The following is a 16229-nucleotide window of genomic DNA, read 5'->3' as shown; positions in this document are numbered from 1 at the left end:
ACCTGGATGAAAGGCGCCAGCAGAGTGCCCGAAGTACCCGAGCGACACCTCCTCGTCGTCACGACGAACTACGCCGAGACCGAGGGCGGGGTCGAGATGCATCTGCGCTCGCTCCTTCCTCTCCTGGTCGCGCGCGGTGTGGCCGTCACGGTCGTCTATCTCGGCAGCGATCGCGAGGCATGGACGGAGCCGTCCGGCGTGCGCGTCGTCCCGGTGCCGCGCACGTACGACTTCCGCTCGATCATGGCCCTCCCCTCGGCCCGCGACTGGCGCGCCTTCGTCCGCTCGGCGGCAGGCGCACAGACGCCGATCACGCATGTCGCCACCCACACCCGCTTCTTCCCGCTCAGCTGGCTGGGGATCCGGCTCGCGCGGCGGCAGGGGGTGCCCAGCATCCACACCGAGCACGGCGGCGGTTTCGTGGTCACCTCGTCCCCGCTGGTCCGCGTGGCGAGCCGCCTCGTCGACCGGACCATGGGACGAAGGGTGCTCCGCCGAGCGGACCGCGTCCTCGGCGTCTCGGATGCGGCGGCGGAGTTCGTCCGGGAGCTGTCCGGCGTGGACGCCGGCGTCTTCGGCAACGGCATCGCGCTGCGGCAGTGGCTCCCGGACGAGGGCCAGCCACCGGCGGTCGGAGACGAACGGCGCCTCGTCTTCGTCGGGCGCGTCGTCGAGGAGAAGGGCTGGCGCACCTTCGTCGATGTCGTCGCGGCCTGCCGCGCGGACGGCTGGCGCGGCGAGGCGTGGCTCATCGGCCCGGGCGAGCGGGACGCCGCCCAGGCGTACGCCGCCGAGCGCGGCGTGGAGGATCTGCACACGCCGGGACGATGGGACTCCGACGCGGTGCGGGAGAAGCTGCGCGGCGCGGTCTACGTGAACCCCTCCGTCGCCGCCGAGGGCTTCCAGCTCACCCAGCTCGAGGCACTGGCGGCCGGCGCCGCCCTCGTGACCTACGAGGTCGGGATCGCTTCGGCGCTCGCCGCCATCCCCGACGCGCGCGTCGCGGTCGTCCCCTCGGGCGACGCCGGGGCACTCATCGCAGCCGCGCGGCAGGAGCTCGGACGGCCGGCGCCCCAGCCCCGATACGAGCAGTTCGCCGCATGGGACTGGGACCGCCTGGCCGATCGCTACGTGCAGGAGCTCGACCGGCTCTGAGCCGCGCAGCGCGCGCCGGGCGTGGGCATCGCCTCGTCAGTGGCGCAGGACGAACACGAGCGCCACGATGCCGCGCACTCCGATCGCGGCGGCGAGCGCCCAGAAGCCTCCGGCGAGCCCCCAGATCGGGATCAGGACCGCGCAGAGGGTCGCCGAGACGACGACCGCCGCCGCGCTCAGCGCCAGCACGTGCGTGTAGCGGTTCTGAATGCTCACGGTGATCGCGGTGAAGTGCGCGAACGGCAGGAGCACGATCGCACACCCGAGCGGGACCGCCTCGGCGATGCCGAACCCGAAGGCCGGGCCGAAGAGGAGGGGCAGCAGCATCGCGCCCAGCCAGAGGCCGAACACCGTCGCGGGGAGGAAGAGCGCCGTCCACAGCAGCACCGGACGCGCCAGCCAGCGTCGGGGCTCGCCCGTCTCGTACGAGCGCCGCCCGGTGGGGATCCATGCCTGTGCGAGGCTCATGCCCGCGATGTCGGCCACGGCGTACATGTACAGCATGACCGCGAACCGTCCGGCGACGGCCTGGCCGATCACACCCGCGAGGACGTACTGCGGCAGGACCGACATGAGCGACATGATCGCGATCGCGACCCCCATCGGCACACCGGCGCGGACCACCCTGGCGCGGGTGTCCGCGTCGGCGCGCCACGACCAGGTGCCCGCCTCCCGCTCCGCGCGGCGCACCGGCAGATAGAGGAACGGAAGCGCGGCGCAGAGCGTCCCCGCGGCGAGAGCGACGAGGCTCACCACCACCGACCCCGTCGCCAGCAGCCCCGCCGCCGCGAACGCGAGCGATCCCGCCCCCACCGCCAGGCTGGCCCAGAAGATCCGCCGCTCCCGGCCCGCCGCCTGCAGCGGGCCGGAGAGCAGGTCGACGTAGGCGTCCATGATCTTGCCGAGCGCCGCGGCGGCGAGCAGCGGCAGCAGCGCGGCCTGGAAGACTCCGCCGATGATGCCGGTCACGATCGCGGCGAACAGCAGCGCGGCCGCCTGGACGCCGAGCAGCACGGCGATCCGGACCGGCGGCCTGATCGTGAGGTAGACGGTGCGCAGGCTCAGCTGCGCGAAGACGAACATCGGCGTCACGATCGCGAGCGAGAGCGTGTAGGCGCCGACCGTGTCGGGCGTCGTGAACTGGGCGAGGAGCACCAGCATGCCCAGCGGACCGACGTAGCGCAGGACGTTGGCCGCCAGGAGGTAGCCGGTCGCGTGCGCGACGCGGGTTCCGGTCGGCGCGGGGATCTCGGCGGTCACGAGGCGGCGTCCGCGTCCTCGAAGCGGGCGCGCCATGCCGCAGCCGACGCGAGCCGGGGCGCCGCTGCACGATACTCGCGCGAGAGGGAGGGCCAGGCGAGCCAGAGCCGCACACGGAGTCCGATCGCCCGGCGCACGGCGCGGCCCGCGATCCCGCGGTCCCGTCGGGCGACGAAGACGCCGGTGCCCGTGGCGCTGTCGACCGTGGCGGCGTCGAGCCGCCCGAGCATCCACCATCGTCCTTCCGCCCGGGTGAGGGCGACGGGGGCATCGGGTCGAGGACGGCGCAGCTGGTGCAGGAGCACGGCGGCGAGACGGCCGACCGTCGCGGCCCGGCCGACCGGGCGGGCGGGGAGCCCCGTTCCCGGACGCCCCCGGGCTCCCGCCTCGGTCACGACGGTCTGACCGAACCGCTCGAGGATCTCCTGGGAGCGCCGCGGGCCGGCGCGCAGGGTGTGCTCGAGGTGCGCCGGCCCCTGCAGCACGTCGAGCAGCGCTCGACTGCGGACCGCGGTCGAGCCGTACTGCAGGCAGAGCACGTGGTTGAGGTCCTGCGCGAGCGACGACAGCAGCATCCCGCTGCCGCGGCGTCGGGCACCGTGCACGAGCCCGGTCACCAGACGCCCGCGGAGCTGGAAGTACGCCTGCCAGTCCAGTCCGTCGTCCTTCGCGGTCCACGGCATGTGCCAGAGCGCGGCGCCGGGAAGCGTGACGGTCCGAACGCCTGCGTCGGCGCTGCGCAGCCCGTACTCCGCATCGTCCCACTTCAGGAACAGCGGCAGCGAGGCCCCCGCACGACGGATCAGCCCGGTCGGGATGGCGCACATCCACCAGCCGTTGAAATCGACCTCGTGCACCCGGTGCAGGGCGGGCGTCGTCGCGAGCGGATGGGTCGCGAGGTCGACGGGCGCGAGGGCCGGGTCCACGGGCGTCCACCAGAACGCCCCGCGGTCGACGCGCTCGCCCATCGTGTGCAGCAGGGTGGGCTCGGTGAGGCTCAGCATCTGCCCGCCGACCACGATCTCGGCGGGAGACTGCTCCGCCAGCGAGAGCATGCGCAGGATGCTGTCGGTCTCCAGGCGCACGTCGTCGTCGAGCAGGATCGCATGCGTGGCGCGCTCCCGCGCCTCGAGCATGCCCCGGCTGAATCCGCCGGATCCCCCGAGATTGGCCTGCTCGATGAGGACGAGGAGCCCGTCCAGGGCGGCTGCGGCCTCCGCATAGCCCGCGGCGTCGCGGAGGCGACGGGATCCCTGATCGACGACGATGATCGCCGAGAGCCGGGCACGGACCTCGGCGTCGTCCGCGAGCCGGCGCAGCACCTGGATGCAGTCGTGCTCGCGATTGACCGTCGTGATGCAGACGGCGCCGGTGGCCGGGGTCTCGGGCGCCGGCGCGCTCCAGCGCGCGTCCCGCACGATGACGGCCTCGGTGGCGTCGACCTCCGCCCAGGCCCAGCCGAGGTCCTGCCCCTCCGGGATCTCGACGTGGAGGGCGACTTCGCCGGTCGCGCCGGCGATCGTCTGCACCACGGTCCTTTCGGCACGGGAGTCCGTGCGGATCAGGCGTACGTCGGCGATCCCCTCCACGACGAGGTCGAGACGGAACCGGCGCACGGGGGTGGCCGAGGCCCAGACGCCGATCGGAAGCGCGCCGAAGTAGGACGCGAGCGAGAGACCTCCCCCGGCCTGCACGCGCACCGACTCCCGCGAGAGCACCTCGACGCCGTGCGATGATCCCGCATCGAGGTACAGCGGGAGGACGTCGCCCTGCTCGCCCGCCGAGGGGAAGAGGACGCGCTGGACGGTCCTCCCGGCGGTCATCGCATCCGCCGTTCGCGACGCCAGCGACGAACCATGTCCGTCGCGCGCTCGCCCAGCGAGCGGCGCTCGTCGAGCTGACGGGCGATCTCATCCTGGAGGAATCGTGTGAGATACAGCGGCAGACCTGCGCCGTGCTCGGCGACGTACGCACGAAGGGCCTCGTCGCGCACCATCATGTCGTAGTCGTCGTGGTCCTGGGCGAGCGCGAACATGCTGTTGCCGAGCTCCCCCTCGACGCCCGCGCGCTGGTGCCAGAAAGCCAGGGGCTCCTCGCCGAGGAAGCCGATCGGGTGCAGCGCCGCCACCCGGAGATTGAACTCCCAGTCCTCCGCCGCGTGCACGTCCTCGCGGTAGAAGCCGACCTCGTCGTGCACCGCGCGCCGGTAGAGGTACGCGATCGGCACGAAGCGGTTGACCCGGAGCAGCTCGGAATAGGTGATGCGGTGCAGTCCCGGCCAGAACGGCGCGCGGCCCACCTCGACGAAGGCCCCGTCGCGTTCGGCCTCGTAGACGATCTCCGTCCGGACCGCCACGCCGACATGACCCGGGTGGGCGTCGAGCCAGCGGACGGTCCGCGCCAGGAAGCCCGGTGCCCAGCGGTCGTCGTCGTCGTGCAGCACCGCGTACTCGGTGTCGAGCCGGCGGATCCCGGCGTTGGCCGCAGCGGAACGACCCTGGGAGACATCGTGGTGGACGACGCCGACGCGCGCGCGCACGGCGTCCGGCAAAGCCGAGAGCACCCGGTCCACGGCGGCCGCGTCCCCGCCGTCGTCGACCACCTCGACCCGCCAGTCCTGATAGGTCTGGTCCGCGATGTCCGCGAGCGCCCGGGCGAGGAGCTGCGGGCGGTTCTTGGTGCGGACGACGATCCCCACGCGCGCCTCGGTCGGATCCATGCTCACCTCTCCTGCGGGAAGTCCCACGCCTGCGGGAAGCCCCAGCCGAGGGTATCAGCGCACTCCGAGCGAGAACCTCCCAGACCCGCGGCGGAGGGCCGGGTATCATCGTCGCGGAGGCGCACCCCTCACCGTGATCGGCATCGCTCTCGCCATGACTCGTCCGTCACAGCTCTCCCGCCCGAGCCCTCCCGGAACGAGAAGAACCATGACACCTATCGCCCGACTGCTGACCACCGTCCTCGCCGGGCTCGCCCTGTTCCTCTCCCTCGGCGCCTGGTCGCTGAGCTCTCCGGTCGGGGCCGCACCCGACGACGACTTCCACCTCGCCAGCATCTGGTGCGGTGACGGCGTCCGGGAGGGACTGTGCGAGCCGGGCTCCGACGCGAAGCACTGGCAGGTCCCGAACAAGATCATCCAGTCGACCTGCTATGCGTTCCATCCCGAGGTCAACGCGTCCTGCCAGGGTCCCGGATACCTGGACGAGGGCTTCCGCCTCGCGGAGACGGATCGCCTCAATGCGGGTTCCCACCAGTACCCGCAGGGGTTCTACTGGTGGATGTCGCACCTGGCGGGTGACAATGTCGCGGCGTCCACGATCGCGATCCGGCTCGTGAACGCCGCCCTGTTCTCCGTGCTCATGGTCGGCACCTGGCGTCTGCTCCCCCGTCGGTTCCGCTTCACCCTCTCCGCCGGTGCGGCGCTGACCGCCGTGCCCCTGGCGATGTTCCTCATCCCGTCGGCCAACCCGAGCAGCTGGTCGATCATCTCGATGGCGATCATGTTCCCCGCGATGCTCGGCTACCTGGCAGCCCGCGGCTGGCGTGCGGTCGCCCTCGGCGGGATCACGGTCCTGTCCGCCCTGCTCGGACTCGGCGCCCGGGGCGACAGCGCGGCATATGTCGTGGTGGCGGTGTGCGCGGCCCTGGTGCTCTCCTTCCGCCGCGAGCGGGACTTCTTCCTGCGCGCTCTTCTGCCCGTCGCCCTGGTCGTGCTGGCCGTGGTGGCCTTCCTCGGAGCCGGCCAGACCGGACTCGCCATCGGCGGGATGGGGCACACGCCGGCGACGAGCTCGCGGGCCGCCCTGATCCTCGCCAACCTGCTCGCGATGCCCAACCTCTGGGCGGGCATCTACGGACTCGGCTGGGGCCTGGGCTGGCTCGACACGCTGCTCCAGCCCGTCGTCTGGGCGGGGGCGCTGCTCAGCGTGTGCGGCGTGCTCTTCGTCGCCTTCCGCTGGCAGGGCTGGCGCAAGCTCGTCGCCGTCCTCGGCGTCGCTGCCGCAGCCCTCATCGTGCCGCTCTACATCCTCGTCTCGAGCAATGTGGTGGTCGGCTACGAGGTGCAGCCGCGCTACATCCTCCCGCTGCTCACCCTGCTCATCGCGACGGTCCTCGCGCCCTCCGAGGCGCCGGGCGGCCGGGAGCGCACGGGCATCCTGCTCTCCGGTCCCCAGGTCTGGTTGATCGCGGGGCTGCTCAGCGTCGCGAACGCGGTGGCCCTCTACGGCAACATGCACCGCTACACCGGTCAGGGGACGATGCGGCTGAGCGGCCAGGTCGCCTGGTGGTGGCATTCGGCTCCCACGCCGCTGATCACCTGGGTGATCGGCGCGGGCGCCTTCGCCGTGACCATGGCCGTGTTCGCGCGCTCCGCCGCGCTGCGCGCCCGCTCGGACGCCCCCGCAGGGCCCTCGGGCTCCGCGGGCGGGAGGATCCCCGTCGTCCCCTCTGCGGATGACGCCCCCGGCGCCTCGCGCGACGCGACCGGCACCGCCTCCGCCACGGCGTCGCCCGAGCCGTCGCCGCGGACCGCCTAGACTCCAGGGGTGCTGACCCGCCTGCGACGACTCTGGCGCGCCGCGCGCTCCCTGCCCGTGCTGCGCCCGCTGCTCGGCGCGGCGGATCGGCTCTGGTGGGCGCGGACGATCCGTCGCGCCCGGGTCGTCGACGTCGCGTACGTCGCACTGCAGCTGGGCAGGGCCGTCTCGCCGCGCGGCGCGGTCCGCGCCTATGTCACCGGCGGCTTCCGACGGGGACTGAGCCCGAATCCGCTGTTCTCCGAGCGCCTCGTCTCAGAGCAGCTCCCGGACTCGGCGCGGGTGCCCGCGCTGTACGCGTACCTGGTGACCGACCCCGCACGCATCGACACATCGCTCGCCTGGGACGCCCCCGCGCACGCCGCGCGCGCGGATTCCGCAGCCGTCCCCGGCTCCCCGCTCGCATCGGCATGGCGCGCGCTGGAGGCGGGCGCGTCCGTCCCGCTCCGCGGCGGAGCACGGGTCGATCTGGCCGACCTGCACGCAGCCGCACGGTCCGTGCTGGAGGGCTCGGCCGACGCGTCGCCGGTCGACCTCACCGGCGCATCCCTCGTGCTGCGATGGACCCTCGACGCCGCCGACGCGGATGCGGCGGCGCTGCGCGCCCCCCTCGAGGTGCTCGACGCGGAGGGCGCAGACCGGGACTCGCGGCGGCTCGTGCTGGCGGTCGGCGACGCCCCCGCCGACGTGCGCCTCCTCGCCGCGCAACTCGCGCTCGGCGACCCTCGGATCGTGCTGACCGAGCGCATCTCCGACTCCCCCGGCGCCGTCGCCGCCGGGGTCCGGGTGATCGAACGCGACCCCGGTGGGATCCTCGACGCCGCGTCGCTGCACACACTCGTCTCGGCCTCCGGCGGCCCGGTCGCGCCGATCTGGCTCGGACCCGACGGCACTCTCGTGTCCGCCGGCATCCTCGTCCGCGACGGGCGCCCCTGGCGCGCCTGGTCCGGGCACCCCCGCGAAGACGTCGAAGGCGCCGCGGCGGAGATCGCCGTCGCGGCCCTCGACGCACCGGTGCGCGCCTACACGGCAGGACGGGACGGAGAGCCCCGCACCCTCACGGCGGCGGCGGTGCGCGGCCGGGCGCCGTCACGTCCCCCGCTGATGCCCGCGGACGCCGAGGACTCCCCCGCACCGGCTGCCCGGCGCGGGCTCGTCCTGTCGCCCCCCGGCGATGTGCCGCGGATGCTCCGCCATCCCGAGTCCTTCGCTCTCCCCGACGGGACCGTGGTGCCTCGGCTGCGCTGGGCCATCAAGACCGGGGCGCCGGCCGGACCGCGTGGCGAGTCCTGGGGCGAGACGCACTTCGCCCGCTCGCTCGGCGCCGCTCTGAAACGGCTCGGTCAGTACGCGGCCGTGGACGCGCGCCCCGCCCTTGCGCGGGCGACGGGAGACCTCGACGACGTCGTGCTGTCCCTGCGGGGCCCGCACGAGCTGGCGCTTCCGCCTGCCGCCCATCGCCTCCTGTGGATCATCAGCCACCCCGACGAGGTCACCGCCGAGGAGGTCCGCGACGCCGACACGGTCTACGCGGCTTCGGCGCCGTGGGCGCGCCGGGCGACCGAGCGATTCGGCGTTGCCGTGCGGCCGCTTCTGCAGTGCACCGACGCGCACCGGTTCCGTCCGCAGGGGCTGCCGCGCACCGCGGACCTCGTCTTCGTCGGCACGGCACGGGGGATCGCCCGCCCCTCGGTCGTCGAACCGGTGCGGGCGGGCCGCCCGGTCCGCGTATACGGCCCGGACTGGCGCGGTTACATCCCCGGCTCGGCGATCGCCGCGACGCACATCGCCAACGACCGTCTCCCGGCTGTCTACGAGGCAGCCGGCGCCGTCCTCAACGACCACTGGCCCGCCATGCAGCGCGAGGGGTTCGTCTCGAACCGCCTCTTCGACGTGGTCGCGGCGGGAGGCAGGGCGATCAGCGACGAGGTCGACGGGATCGCCGAGCTGTTCGGATCCGCGGTGCGCACCTACGCCGACGTGCCGGCGTTGCTCGAGCTCACCGCGGCGCCGCTCGACACGCATTTCGGGACGGACGCGGAGATCGCGGAACGATCCGAGCGGATCCGCGCCGAGCACTCCTTCGACGCGCGGGCGCGCACGCTCCTCGACGATGTGATGGCCGCCGCTGCCCGCATCTGACCCGATCGGTCGTTCCGTGTCCCGCGACGCGAGCCAGTAGCATCGAAGGACCTGTCCCGCTTCAGGGCCGTCCAGTTTCAGGGAGCATCTGTGCGCGTACTCGTCACCGGCGGAGCCGGCTACATCGGATCCCACACGGTCCTCACCCTCCTCGAGCGGGGCGACGATGTCATCGTCGTGGACAACTTCGCGAACAGCTCCCCGGAATCCCTCGAGCGCGTGGCCCGCATCACGGGGCGGCACGCGACGGTGCACCGTCTGGACGTCGCAGACCGCGAGGCGCTGGACGCCGTCTTCGCCGCCGAGCGTCCCGACGCCGTGATCCACTTCGCGGGGCTCAAGGCGGTCGGCGAGAGCGTGACGCAGCCGCTGCGCTACTACTCCGAGAACCTCGGGACGACGTTCTCGCTCCTGGCGGCGATGGACCGGCACGATGTGCGCACCCTCGTGTTCTCCTCGTCCGCGACGGTGTACGGCGACCACCAGCCGGCGCCGTATCGGGAGGACGGCGGCCTGCTCGGCTCCACCAACCCCTACGGCGAGACCAAGGTGATGCTGGAGCGCGTCCTCACGGACGTCGCACAGGCCGATCCGCGCTGGCGCATCGCCCTGCTGCGCTACTTCAACCCCATCGGCGCGCATGAGAGCGGCCTCATCGGGGAGGATCCCCGGGGGATCCCCAACAATCTCGCGCCCTACGTCGCCCAGGTCGCGGTCGGCCGGCTCGCGGAGGTGGGCGTGTTCGGCGACGACTACGCCACCGCGGACGGCACCGGGGAGCGCGATTACATCCATGTCGTCGACCTCGCCGAGGGGCACGTCGCCGCGCTCGAGCACCTGCGCGACCACGAGGGCGTCCGCGCCTGGAACCTGGGCACGGGCCGGGCCACCTCGGTGCTCGAGCTCATCGCGGCCTTCGAGGCCGCCTCCGGGCGTCCGATCCCCTCGCGCGTGCTGCCCCGCCGCGACGGCGACCTCGCGCAGGCCTGGGCCGACACGACGCGCGCGGCGGAGGAGCTCGGCTGGCGCGCGTCCCGCGGCGTCGCCGAGATGGCGCGGGACGCCTGGCGCTGGCAGTCCGCGAATCCGAACGGCTACGACGCCGCGAGCTGAGCCCCGGGGTCAGCCGGCGAGGGCGACGCGGGCGGAGACACTGCCCACGCTGGAACCCCCGCCGCGCACCGAGAACATGATGCCCTGCGACAGGCCGTGCGAGCTCGGCTCGCTGACGCCCGCCGCGTTGGCGTTCACGTAGTACTGCCCCTCGCCGAGGTGCACGCTCTCGATGGTGAGGTCGACGGACTGCGGTCCGTCGATCGGATCGAGGGTGACCCCGATCATCTCGGTGTTGCTGGCGAGCACCATCTGCCCCAGCGGGGTGTCGATGCTGAACCCGACCTCCCAGCGTTCGATCCGGTGGAGTCCGTCGACGTTGATGCGGATGGTGAGCGCATCATCGATCCCGATCTCGGAGGTGGGCTCGCCGGCGGCGTCGAGGAGCTCGATGCTCTTGACCTGGATGGGGTGCTGCGTCTCGTCCGGCGCGGCCTCGTCCGCACGGCGCCCCTCCAGCACATTGCGCAGCGCCCGCACCGCCTCGTTGGTGTCCCCGTCGAAGACGACCTCGCCGTGGCTCAGGACGATGCCGCGGTCGCAGAGCTCCTGCACCTGGTTGGCGGCGTGGCTGACCAGGATGATGGTGCGTCCCTCCTGACGGAACTGCGCGATGCGCTCCATGCACTTGCGCTGGAAGGCCTCGTCGCCCACGGCGAGGACCTCGTCGACGAGGAGGATGTCGGGATCCGTGTGCACCGCGACCGCGAAGGCGAGGCGGACGTACATGCCGGACGAATAGAACTTGACCGCGGTGTCGATGAACTCGCCGATGCCGCTGAAGGCGAGGATGTCGTCGAAGCGCGCGGTGATCTGCTCCCGGTTGAGCCCGAGCAGCGAGGCGTTGAGGTAGACGTTCTCCCGCCCGCTCAGGTCGGGGTGGAATCCGGCTCCGAGTTCGAGCAGGGCCGCCATCCGCCCGCGGGTCTGCACGGTGCCGCGGGTCGGCGAGACGATGCCGCCGATGAGCTTGAGCAGGGTGGACTTGCCGGATCCGTTCGCACCCAGCAGACCCACGGTCGTCCCGGCCTCGATCGCGAGCGTCACGTCGCTGACGGCCGTGAACGTCGAGCGGTGCTCCTCGCCGAGCCTGCCGAAGTGGACGATCCTGTCCTTGAGGCTGTTGTCCTTGCGGACGCGGAACTCCTTCACCACGCCGTTCAGGCGGACGATGTCGGGACGGTTGTCGTTGTCGGTCATCACAGCTCCTGCGCGAAGTTCCCCTGCATCCGGGTGAACGCACGGTGCGCCCCCCAGAGCAGGACGACGCCGATCACGGCAGCGATCAGCATGCGGAGTCCGAGGTTCGCCGGATAGTCGGCGTCGGTGCCCGCGCCCCAGAAGGCGCGGTGGAAGCCCAGCACGCCGATCGTGAGGGGATTGGCCGCGTACACCTCGAGGATCCAGGTCGGCAGGTGGAAGCGCTCCAGGGCGCTGCGGACCATGGAGTACGAGTACACGATCGGGGACGCCCACATCGCGAGCATCATCACGACCTCCGTGAGGTACTGGATGTCGCGCAGGTACACGTTCAGCGCGGCGAGCAGCAGGCCGATCGCGACCCCGTAGACGATCACCACGAACAGCGACGGGAAGAACCAGAGCATCTCCACGGGTGCCGGAAGCGCTCGGAAGCCGATCGCGGCGACCAGCAGCACGAGCAGCTGGACGAGGAACATGAATCCCGCCGCGCCGATGCTGGCGAGCGGGAACACCTCCCGCGGGACGTAGATCTTCTTCACCAGCCCGGCGTTGCCGACGATGGATCCGGTCGCGCCGAACACCATGTCGCTGAAGAAGCCGAAGATCGTGAGTCCGGAGAAGAGGTAGATCGCGAAGTTCGGGACCCCCTCCGCCGCGCGCAGGAACTGCCCGAGCACGAGGTAGTACATCAGGAACTGGATCAGCGGGCGGATCACCGTCCAGAGGAATCCGAGCACGCTGTCCCGGTAGCGCGCCTGGAGGTCGCGACGGACCAGGAGGAACAGCAGCTGGCGGCGCGAGATGATCTCGCGGATCTTGCCGCCGCGGACGCGCAGCCCGCGGGCGTCGATCGTGGAGAACGGCTCGGCGGCGACGCGCGCGAATCTTTCCGTCGTGTCCAATGTGCTCATACTTCCGTGATTCCCGTCTCAGAGGGCTGCGGTTGCGGATCCGGCACGGTCATCATCGACCGAGGACCCGCCGCAGGGCCGTCCGCGGTCTCCTGACCGCTCGGGCGACCTTGCCGACGATGCTCGGTGAGGCCATGACGCTGCGCAACCGCGCGCCGGTTCCGGGAAAGTTGACGCGCATGTACATTCTCGCAAAGTCGCGCGCCGATCCGGTACCGACGAACCCGGCCTTGCGGATGAGCTCGATCTGCTCGTAGGCGTAGCCGGGCGTGGTCGCCGAGAGCTCGTCCAGCAGGAAGTCCATCGTCGTGTGGCTGAGCGCCATGTACTCCGCCGTCGCGACCGTGCGCACGTGATACCCGAGCTCCCCCGCCGCGTACACCGGCAGCCGCTCGAGGATGTGCGCGAGGCCGCCGTCGCGATACGCCTCCGCCCCGCCGAAGTCGGCGAAGGTCCAATCGTGCTCGAGCAGGATCCGCAGAGCCTCGGGACGACCGATGTACATGGATCCGAACGGCGCGAGCGGCGACACGTCGTCCAGCGGGACGCGGATGCCGAGTTCATCGCAGAGAGCCTGGGCGCCCTCCTTGTTCACGGACCAGCCCCGGCCCAGCGTGGGGTAGCCGATGTGGATCATCGGGGGGAAGACGAGCCCGAGCCCGGGCTCGCGCTGGAACAGCGCGACGAGGTTGGCGGTGTAGCCCGGCCCGTCGAGGAGGTTGAGGAACTGCTGCTCCTTGAAGTGGCGCCCGATGTTGAACCCGTCCTGCGGTGTCTTCTTCGAGTGGATCTTCACGAAGAGGTCGTAGCGGCCCGAGAGCAGCACGTCGCGGCAGGCGATGAGGAACGCGCTCTGGTCACGGCCGTCGTTCGACTCCAGCACCCGGACCTCGACCTCGCCCTTGGCGTGCCCGCGGCGGCGGATCGCCTCGCGGACGCCCTCGGCGCGATCGGGATCGGGGGTGGTCACGACGAGGTCGTAGCCGCCGGGGAGCGTATCGGCGCGATCGAGCATCTCGTCCGTCATCTCGACGTAGAAGATGTGCGCGAGCACGACCGTGCGCAGCGGGTGCGCCGGGTCGTAGGACACGTCGGCGTCCGGCAGCACCTCGAGCGCAGCCGCGTCCGTGTTCAGATCCTTCGGGGGGATGGTCCGCGCGGCGTGCTGCCAGAACAGCTCCATCGGATACCCCAGCTCAGCCGCCTTCTCCAGCGTCCACCGGCCGACGACCGCATGGCGGTCCAGGTAGGGCGGCCACTGCAGGAAGGGCCGCCGCTTCAGGATCGGGCACCCGGCGTCCAGCAGCGCCTCTGCCCGATAGAGCGAGGGGTTCTTGGTGCCGATCTCGGCGGCCGGGTAGGCGACGTCGTGGGTGAAGCCGGCGTCGGCGAACACCTCCGTGAACACCGCCTCATGCTTGAGCACCGCATCGAAATACGTCGGCATCTCCGGCAGCTCCGCCCAATACCGCCGCCACGCCTCCGACAGGAACATCTCCCGCCGCACCGCGATCCAGAACGACTGCAGATGATACGGAAGAACACCCTTCCCCGTGAACGGATTCGGCTCCTGCCGCACATGATCCGTCATGCCCCAGAAATGAACCGGCCGCCCCGCCATCCGATCCAACACCGGACCGAACGACCCCACCGGACCGAACCACGTGTCATTCGTCAGCAGAACCTCATCGAACTCCGCGATCGACTCCCCCACATGATCCAGAGCCTCCTTGTGCGCCCAGATGTCGAACCCCGCATTCGAACGCACCAGGATCTCATCCGACACCGGCTCCAGCTTGGCCCGACCCTCCTCCGACAGAGAACCGTTCACCACCACCAGAACCCGCGACCCCTGCTCCCGCAACCCCGCCAGAGCAAAAGGAACGAAATCCTCCACACCCCCACGCCGATCCCACACCACATACACGACCAACCGACGACCACCCACAGGAAAAACCACCGGCACGGCTGCCTCAGTCATCGCGACCCCCCTTGACCGTCCGCACCGCGGCCTTGGCCGTACGCAGCCCGAATCGGGCGAACCGCCCGATCGGGTGCAGCACCGGGTGCAGACGGAGCACCACGTCACGGTGATTGATGTTCATGTACATCCGCAGCATCGCCACCGCACCGCCCGTCCCGAACCAGCCGGCCCGGTGCAGGAACTGGATCTGCTCCAGCGGGTAGCCGGGAGTGGTGGAGGCGAGCTGATCGACCTTGTACTCCATCGAGGTGTGGCTGATCGCCGCGTGCTCGCCGGTGATCACCGTCCGGGTGTGGAAGCCGTCCTCCCCGGCCGCATAGGAGACGAGCCGCTCCATGACCTTCGCGAGCGCCGGTACGGCCTTCGAGGTCGGCTTCGCGTAGTCGGCGGGACGGAATCCGGCCTCCACCAGGCGCCGGATCGCCTGCGGCCGCCCGATCCACATGCCGCCGTACGGCGCGAGGGGCGAGATGCCGTCGAGCGGAACCTGGATCCCGAGGCTCTCGCAGATCTGCTTCGCCCGGGGCAGGTAGAACGACCAGGCACGCCCCGGGAGCGTGTAGCCGACGTGCATCATCGGCGGGTAGACCACGCCGAGTCCCGGCTCCTTGGCGAACAGCGCGAGCACGTTGCGGACGTAGCCGGGCGAGTTCAGCAGGTTCTCCAGCTGGTAGCGGGAGAAGTAGCGCCGCGCGTTCGCGGACCGCTGCCTCGGGGTGCGACCATGCACCTTGACGATCAGGTCGTAGCGGTCTTCGGCGAGCACGTCCCGGCAGCCGATGAGCAGCGCGCTCATGTCGCGCCCCTCCGGCGGGACCACGCGGACATCGACGGCGGCCAGCCCGGTCAGGCCGAGCCCTGCCACGGCTGCGCCGACCTCCTCGACGGCTCCGGCGTCGGTCAGGGTGACGTACAGGTCGAACGGATGCGGGATCGCCCGCAGGGCGCCGATGACGCGGGGGACGTCGTCGGTCTTGGTCAGGTGCGCCACCGCGGCGAGGCGGGGCGGGTGCTCCGGATCGGGCTCCCGCGCCTCGTCGGAGAGGACCTCGAGCATGCCGGCATCGGTGTTGAGCACCTTGGGCTGGACGTTGCGCGCCAGGTTGCGCCAGACGAGGTCGACCGGGTAGCCGTGCCGGGCCATCGCCGAGACCACCCGGCGCCCGCTCACCGCGTGGCGGTTGAGGAACGGCGGATAGTGGAAGAGCGGACGGCGCTTGACGAGCGGGCAGCCGTCGTCGACGAGGAGATCGGCGTTGAACAGCGCAGGGTGCTCGGTCGGGTAGTCGCTCTCCGGGTAGGCGACGTCGTGGGTGAAGCCGGCGTCGGCGAACACCTCCGTGAACACCGCCTCATGCTTGAGCACCGCATCGAAATACGTCGGCATCTCCGGCAGCTCCGCCCAATACCGCCGCCACGCCTCCGACAGGAACATCTCCCGCCGCACCGCGATCCAGAACGACTGCAGATGATACGGAAGAACACCCTTCCCCGTGAACGGATTCGGCTCCTGCCGCACATGATCCGTCATGCCCCAGAAATGAACCGGCCGCCCCGCCATCCGATCCAACACCGGACCGAACGACCCCACCGGACCGAACCACGTGTCATTCGTCAGCAGAACCTCATCGAACTCCGCGATCGACTCCCCCACATGATCCAGAGCCTCCTTGTGCGCCCAGATGTCGAACCCCGCATTCGAACGCACCAGGATCTCATCCGACACCGGCTCCAGCTTGGCCCGACCCTCCTCCGACAGAGAACCGTTCACCACCACCAGAACCCGCGACCCCTGCTCCCGCAACCCCGCCAGAGCAAAAGGAACGAAATCCTCCACACCCCCACGCCGATCCCACACCACATACACGACCAACCGACGACCACCCACAGGAAAAACCACCGGCACGGGAAGGGAAGTCATGA

11 protein-coding genes are annotated in these 16229 nt (G+C 71.2%); 4 read left to right on the top strand and 7 right to left on the bottom strand.

Translation table 11 applies throughout. The features are described from left to right. Nucleotides 1–24: 24 nt before the first annotated feature. A complete protein-coding gene (locus WFJ01_RS10240; protein ID WP_251445075.1) occupies nucleotides 25–1155 on the top strand; it encodes a glycosyltransferase family 4 protein in 1131 nt (376 codons plus the stop codon). A 36-nt stretch (nucleotides 1156–1191) separates the two neighbouring features. Here the strand turns inward: WFJ01_RS10240 and WFJ01_RS10235 are convergent, their stop codons facing one another. Genes WFJ01_RS10235 through WFJ01_RS10225 form a run of 3 tightly spaced genes read right to left on the bottom strand, consistent with a single transcriptional unit; the run spans nucleotide 1192 to nucleotide 5134 of the window. Further along, complete coding sequence (locus WFJ01_RS10235) at nucleotides 1192–2415, bottom strand: lipopolysaccharide biosynthesis protein (protein ID WP_336628958.1); 1224 nt, start codon at nucleotides 2413–2415, stop codon at nucleotides 1192–1194. After that, entirely contained in the window at nucleotides 2412–4238 is a 1827-nt protein-coding gene (locus WFJ01_RS10230) for a glycosyltransferase (RefSeq protein ID WP_336628957.1), read from the bottom strand. Before WFJ01_RS10230 ends, WFJ01_RS10235 begins: the two co-directional genes overlap by 4 nt. After that, nucleotides 4235–5134: a glycosyltransferase family 2 protein gene (locus tag WFJ01_RS10225; protein ID WP_251445083.1), complete on the bottom strand. Its 900-nt coding sequence runs from the start codon at nucleotides 5132–5134 to the stop codon at nucleotides 4235–4237. Before WFJ01_RS10225 ends, WFJ01_RS10230 begins: the two co-directional genes overlap by 4 nt. 208 nt (nucleotides 5135–5342) lie before the next feature. Between WFJ01_RS10225 and WFJ01_RS10220 the strand changes: the two genes are divergently transcribed. The 3 genes from WFJ01_RS10220 (at nucleotide 5343) to galE (ending at nucleotide 10208) form a co-directional block, all read left to right on the top strand. Next, entirely contained in the window at nucleotides 5343–6953 is a 1611-nt protein-coding gene (locus WFJ01_RS10220; RefSeq protein ID WP_336628956.1) for a DUF2142 domain-containing protein, read from the top strand. 9 nt (nucleotides 6954–6962) lie between these two features. Continuing rightward, nucleotides 6963–9095, top strand: a complete 2133-nt coding sequence (locus WFJ01_RS10215; RefSeq protein ID WP_336628955.1) for a glycosyltransferase — start codon at nucleotides 6963–6965, stop codon at nucleotides 9093–9095. Between the two features lie 90 nt (nucleotides 9096–9185). Further along, nucleotides 9186–10208 (top strand): UDP-glucose 4-epimerase GalE, encoded by a 1023-nt coding sequence (gene galE, locus WFJ01_RS10210; RefSeq protein ID WP_336628954.1) that lies wholly within the window; start codon nucleotides 9186–9188, stop codon nucleotides 10206–10208. A 9-nt stretch (nucleotides 10209–10217) separates the two neighbouring features. On the opposite strand, the gene WFJ01_RS10205 is transcribed toward galE, so the two are convergent. Genes WFJ01_RS10205 through WFJ01_RS10190 form a run of 4 tightly spaced genes read right to left on the bottom strand, consistent with a single transcriptional unit; the run spans nucleotide 10218 to nucleotide 16227 of the window. Continuing rightward, a complete protein-coding gene (locus tag WFJ01_RS10205; RefSeq protein ID WP_336628953.1) occupies nucleotides 10218–11408 on the bottom strand; it encodes an ABC transporter ATP-binding protein in 1191 nt (396 codons plus the stop codon). Further along, the gene (locus tag WFJ01_RS10200; RefSeq protein WP_251445098.1) at nucleotides 11408–12322 is read right to left on the bottom strand and encodes an ABC transporter permease; all 915 of its coding nucleotides are present in this window, start codon (nucleotides 12320–12322) and stop codon (nucleotides 11408–11410) included. The genes WFJ01_RS10205 and WFJ01_RS10200 overlap by 1 nt, the downstream gene beginning before the upstream one ends. Nucleotides 12323–12374: 52 nt before the next feature. Further along, nucleotides 12375–14303, bottom strand: a complete 1929-nt coding sequence (locus WFJ01_RS10195) for a rhamnan synthesis F family protein (protein ID WP_336628952.1) — start codon at nucleotides 14301–14303, stop codon at nucleotides 12375–12377. Next, complete coding sequence (locus WFJ01_RS10190) at nucleotides 14296–16227, bottom strand: rhamnan synthesis F family protein (protein ID WP_285814265.1); 1932 nt, start codon at nucleotides 16225–16227, stop codon at nucleotides 14296–14298. The genes WFJ01_RS10195 and WFJ01_RS10190 overlap by 8 nt, the downstream gene beginning before the upstream one ends. Nucleotides 16228–16229 lie beyond the last annotated feature (2 nt).

The organism is Microbacterium sp. MMO-35 (genome assembly GCF_037147555.1).
In the GTDB taxonomy this organism is placed as follows: Bacteria; Actinomycetota; Actinomycetes; order Actinomycetales; family Microbacteriaceae; genus Microbacterium.
This window is presented reverse-complemented; position numbering and strand designations above follow the sequence as displayed.

What these genes read in the sequence shown, in the direction of transcription:
- WFJ01_RS10230 (WP_336628957.1), bottom strand. Translation starts at nt 4,238, where the DNA reads ATGACCGCCGGGAGGACCGTCCAGCGCGTCCTCTTCCCCTCGGCGGGC.
- WFJ01_RS10225 (WP_251445083.1), bottom strand. Translation starts at nt 5,134, where the DNA reads ATGGATCCGACCGAGGCGCGCGTGGGGATCGTCGTCCGCACCAAGAAC.
- WFJ01_RS10220 (WP_336628956.1), top strand. Translation starts at nt 5,343, where the DNA reads ATGACACCTATCGCCCGACTGCTGACCACCGTCCTCGCCGGGCTCGCC.
- WFJ01_RS10205 (WP_336628953.1), bottom strand. Translation starts at nt 11,408, where the DNA reads ATGACCGACAACGACAACCGTCCCGACATCGTCCGCCTGAACGGCGTG.
- WFJ01_RS10200 (WP_251445098.1), bottom strand. Translation starts at nt 12,322, where the DNA reads ATGAGCACATTGGACACGACGGAAAGATTCGCGCGCGTCGCCGCCGAG.
- WFJ01_RS10195 (WP_336628952.1), bottom strand. Translation starts at nt 14,303, where the DNA reads ATGACTGAGGCAGCCGTGCCGGTGGTTTTTCCTGTGGGTGGTCGTCGG.
- WFJ01_RS10190 (WP_285814265.1), bottom strand. Translation starts at nt 16,227, where the DNA reads ATGACTTCCCTTCCCGTGCCGGTGGTTTTTCCTGTGGGTGGTCGTCGG.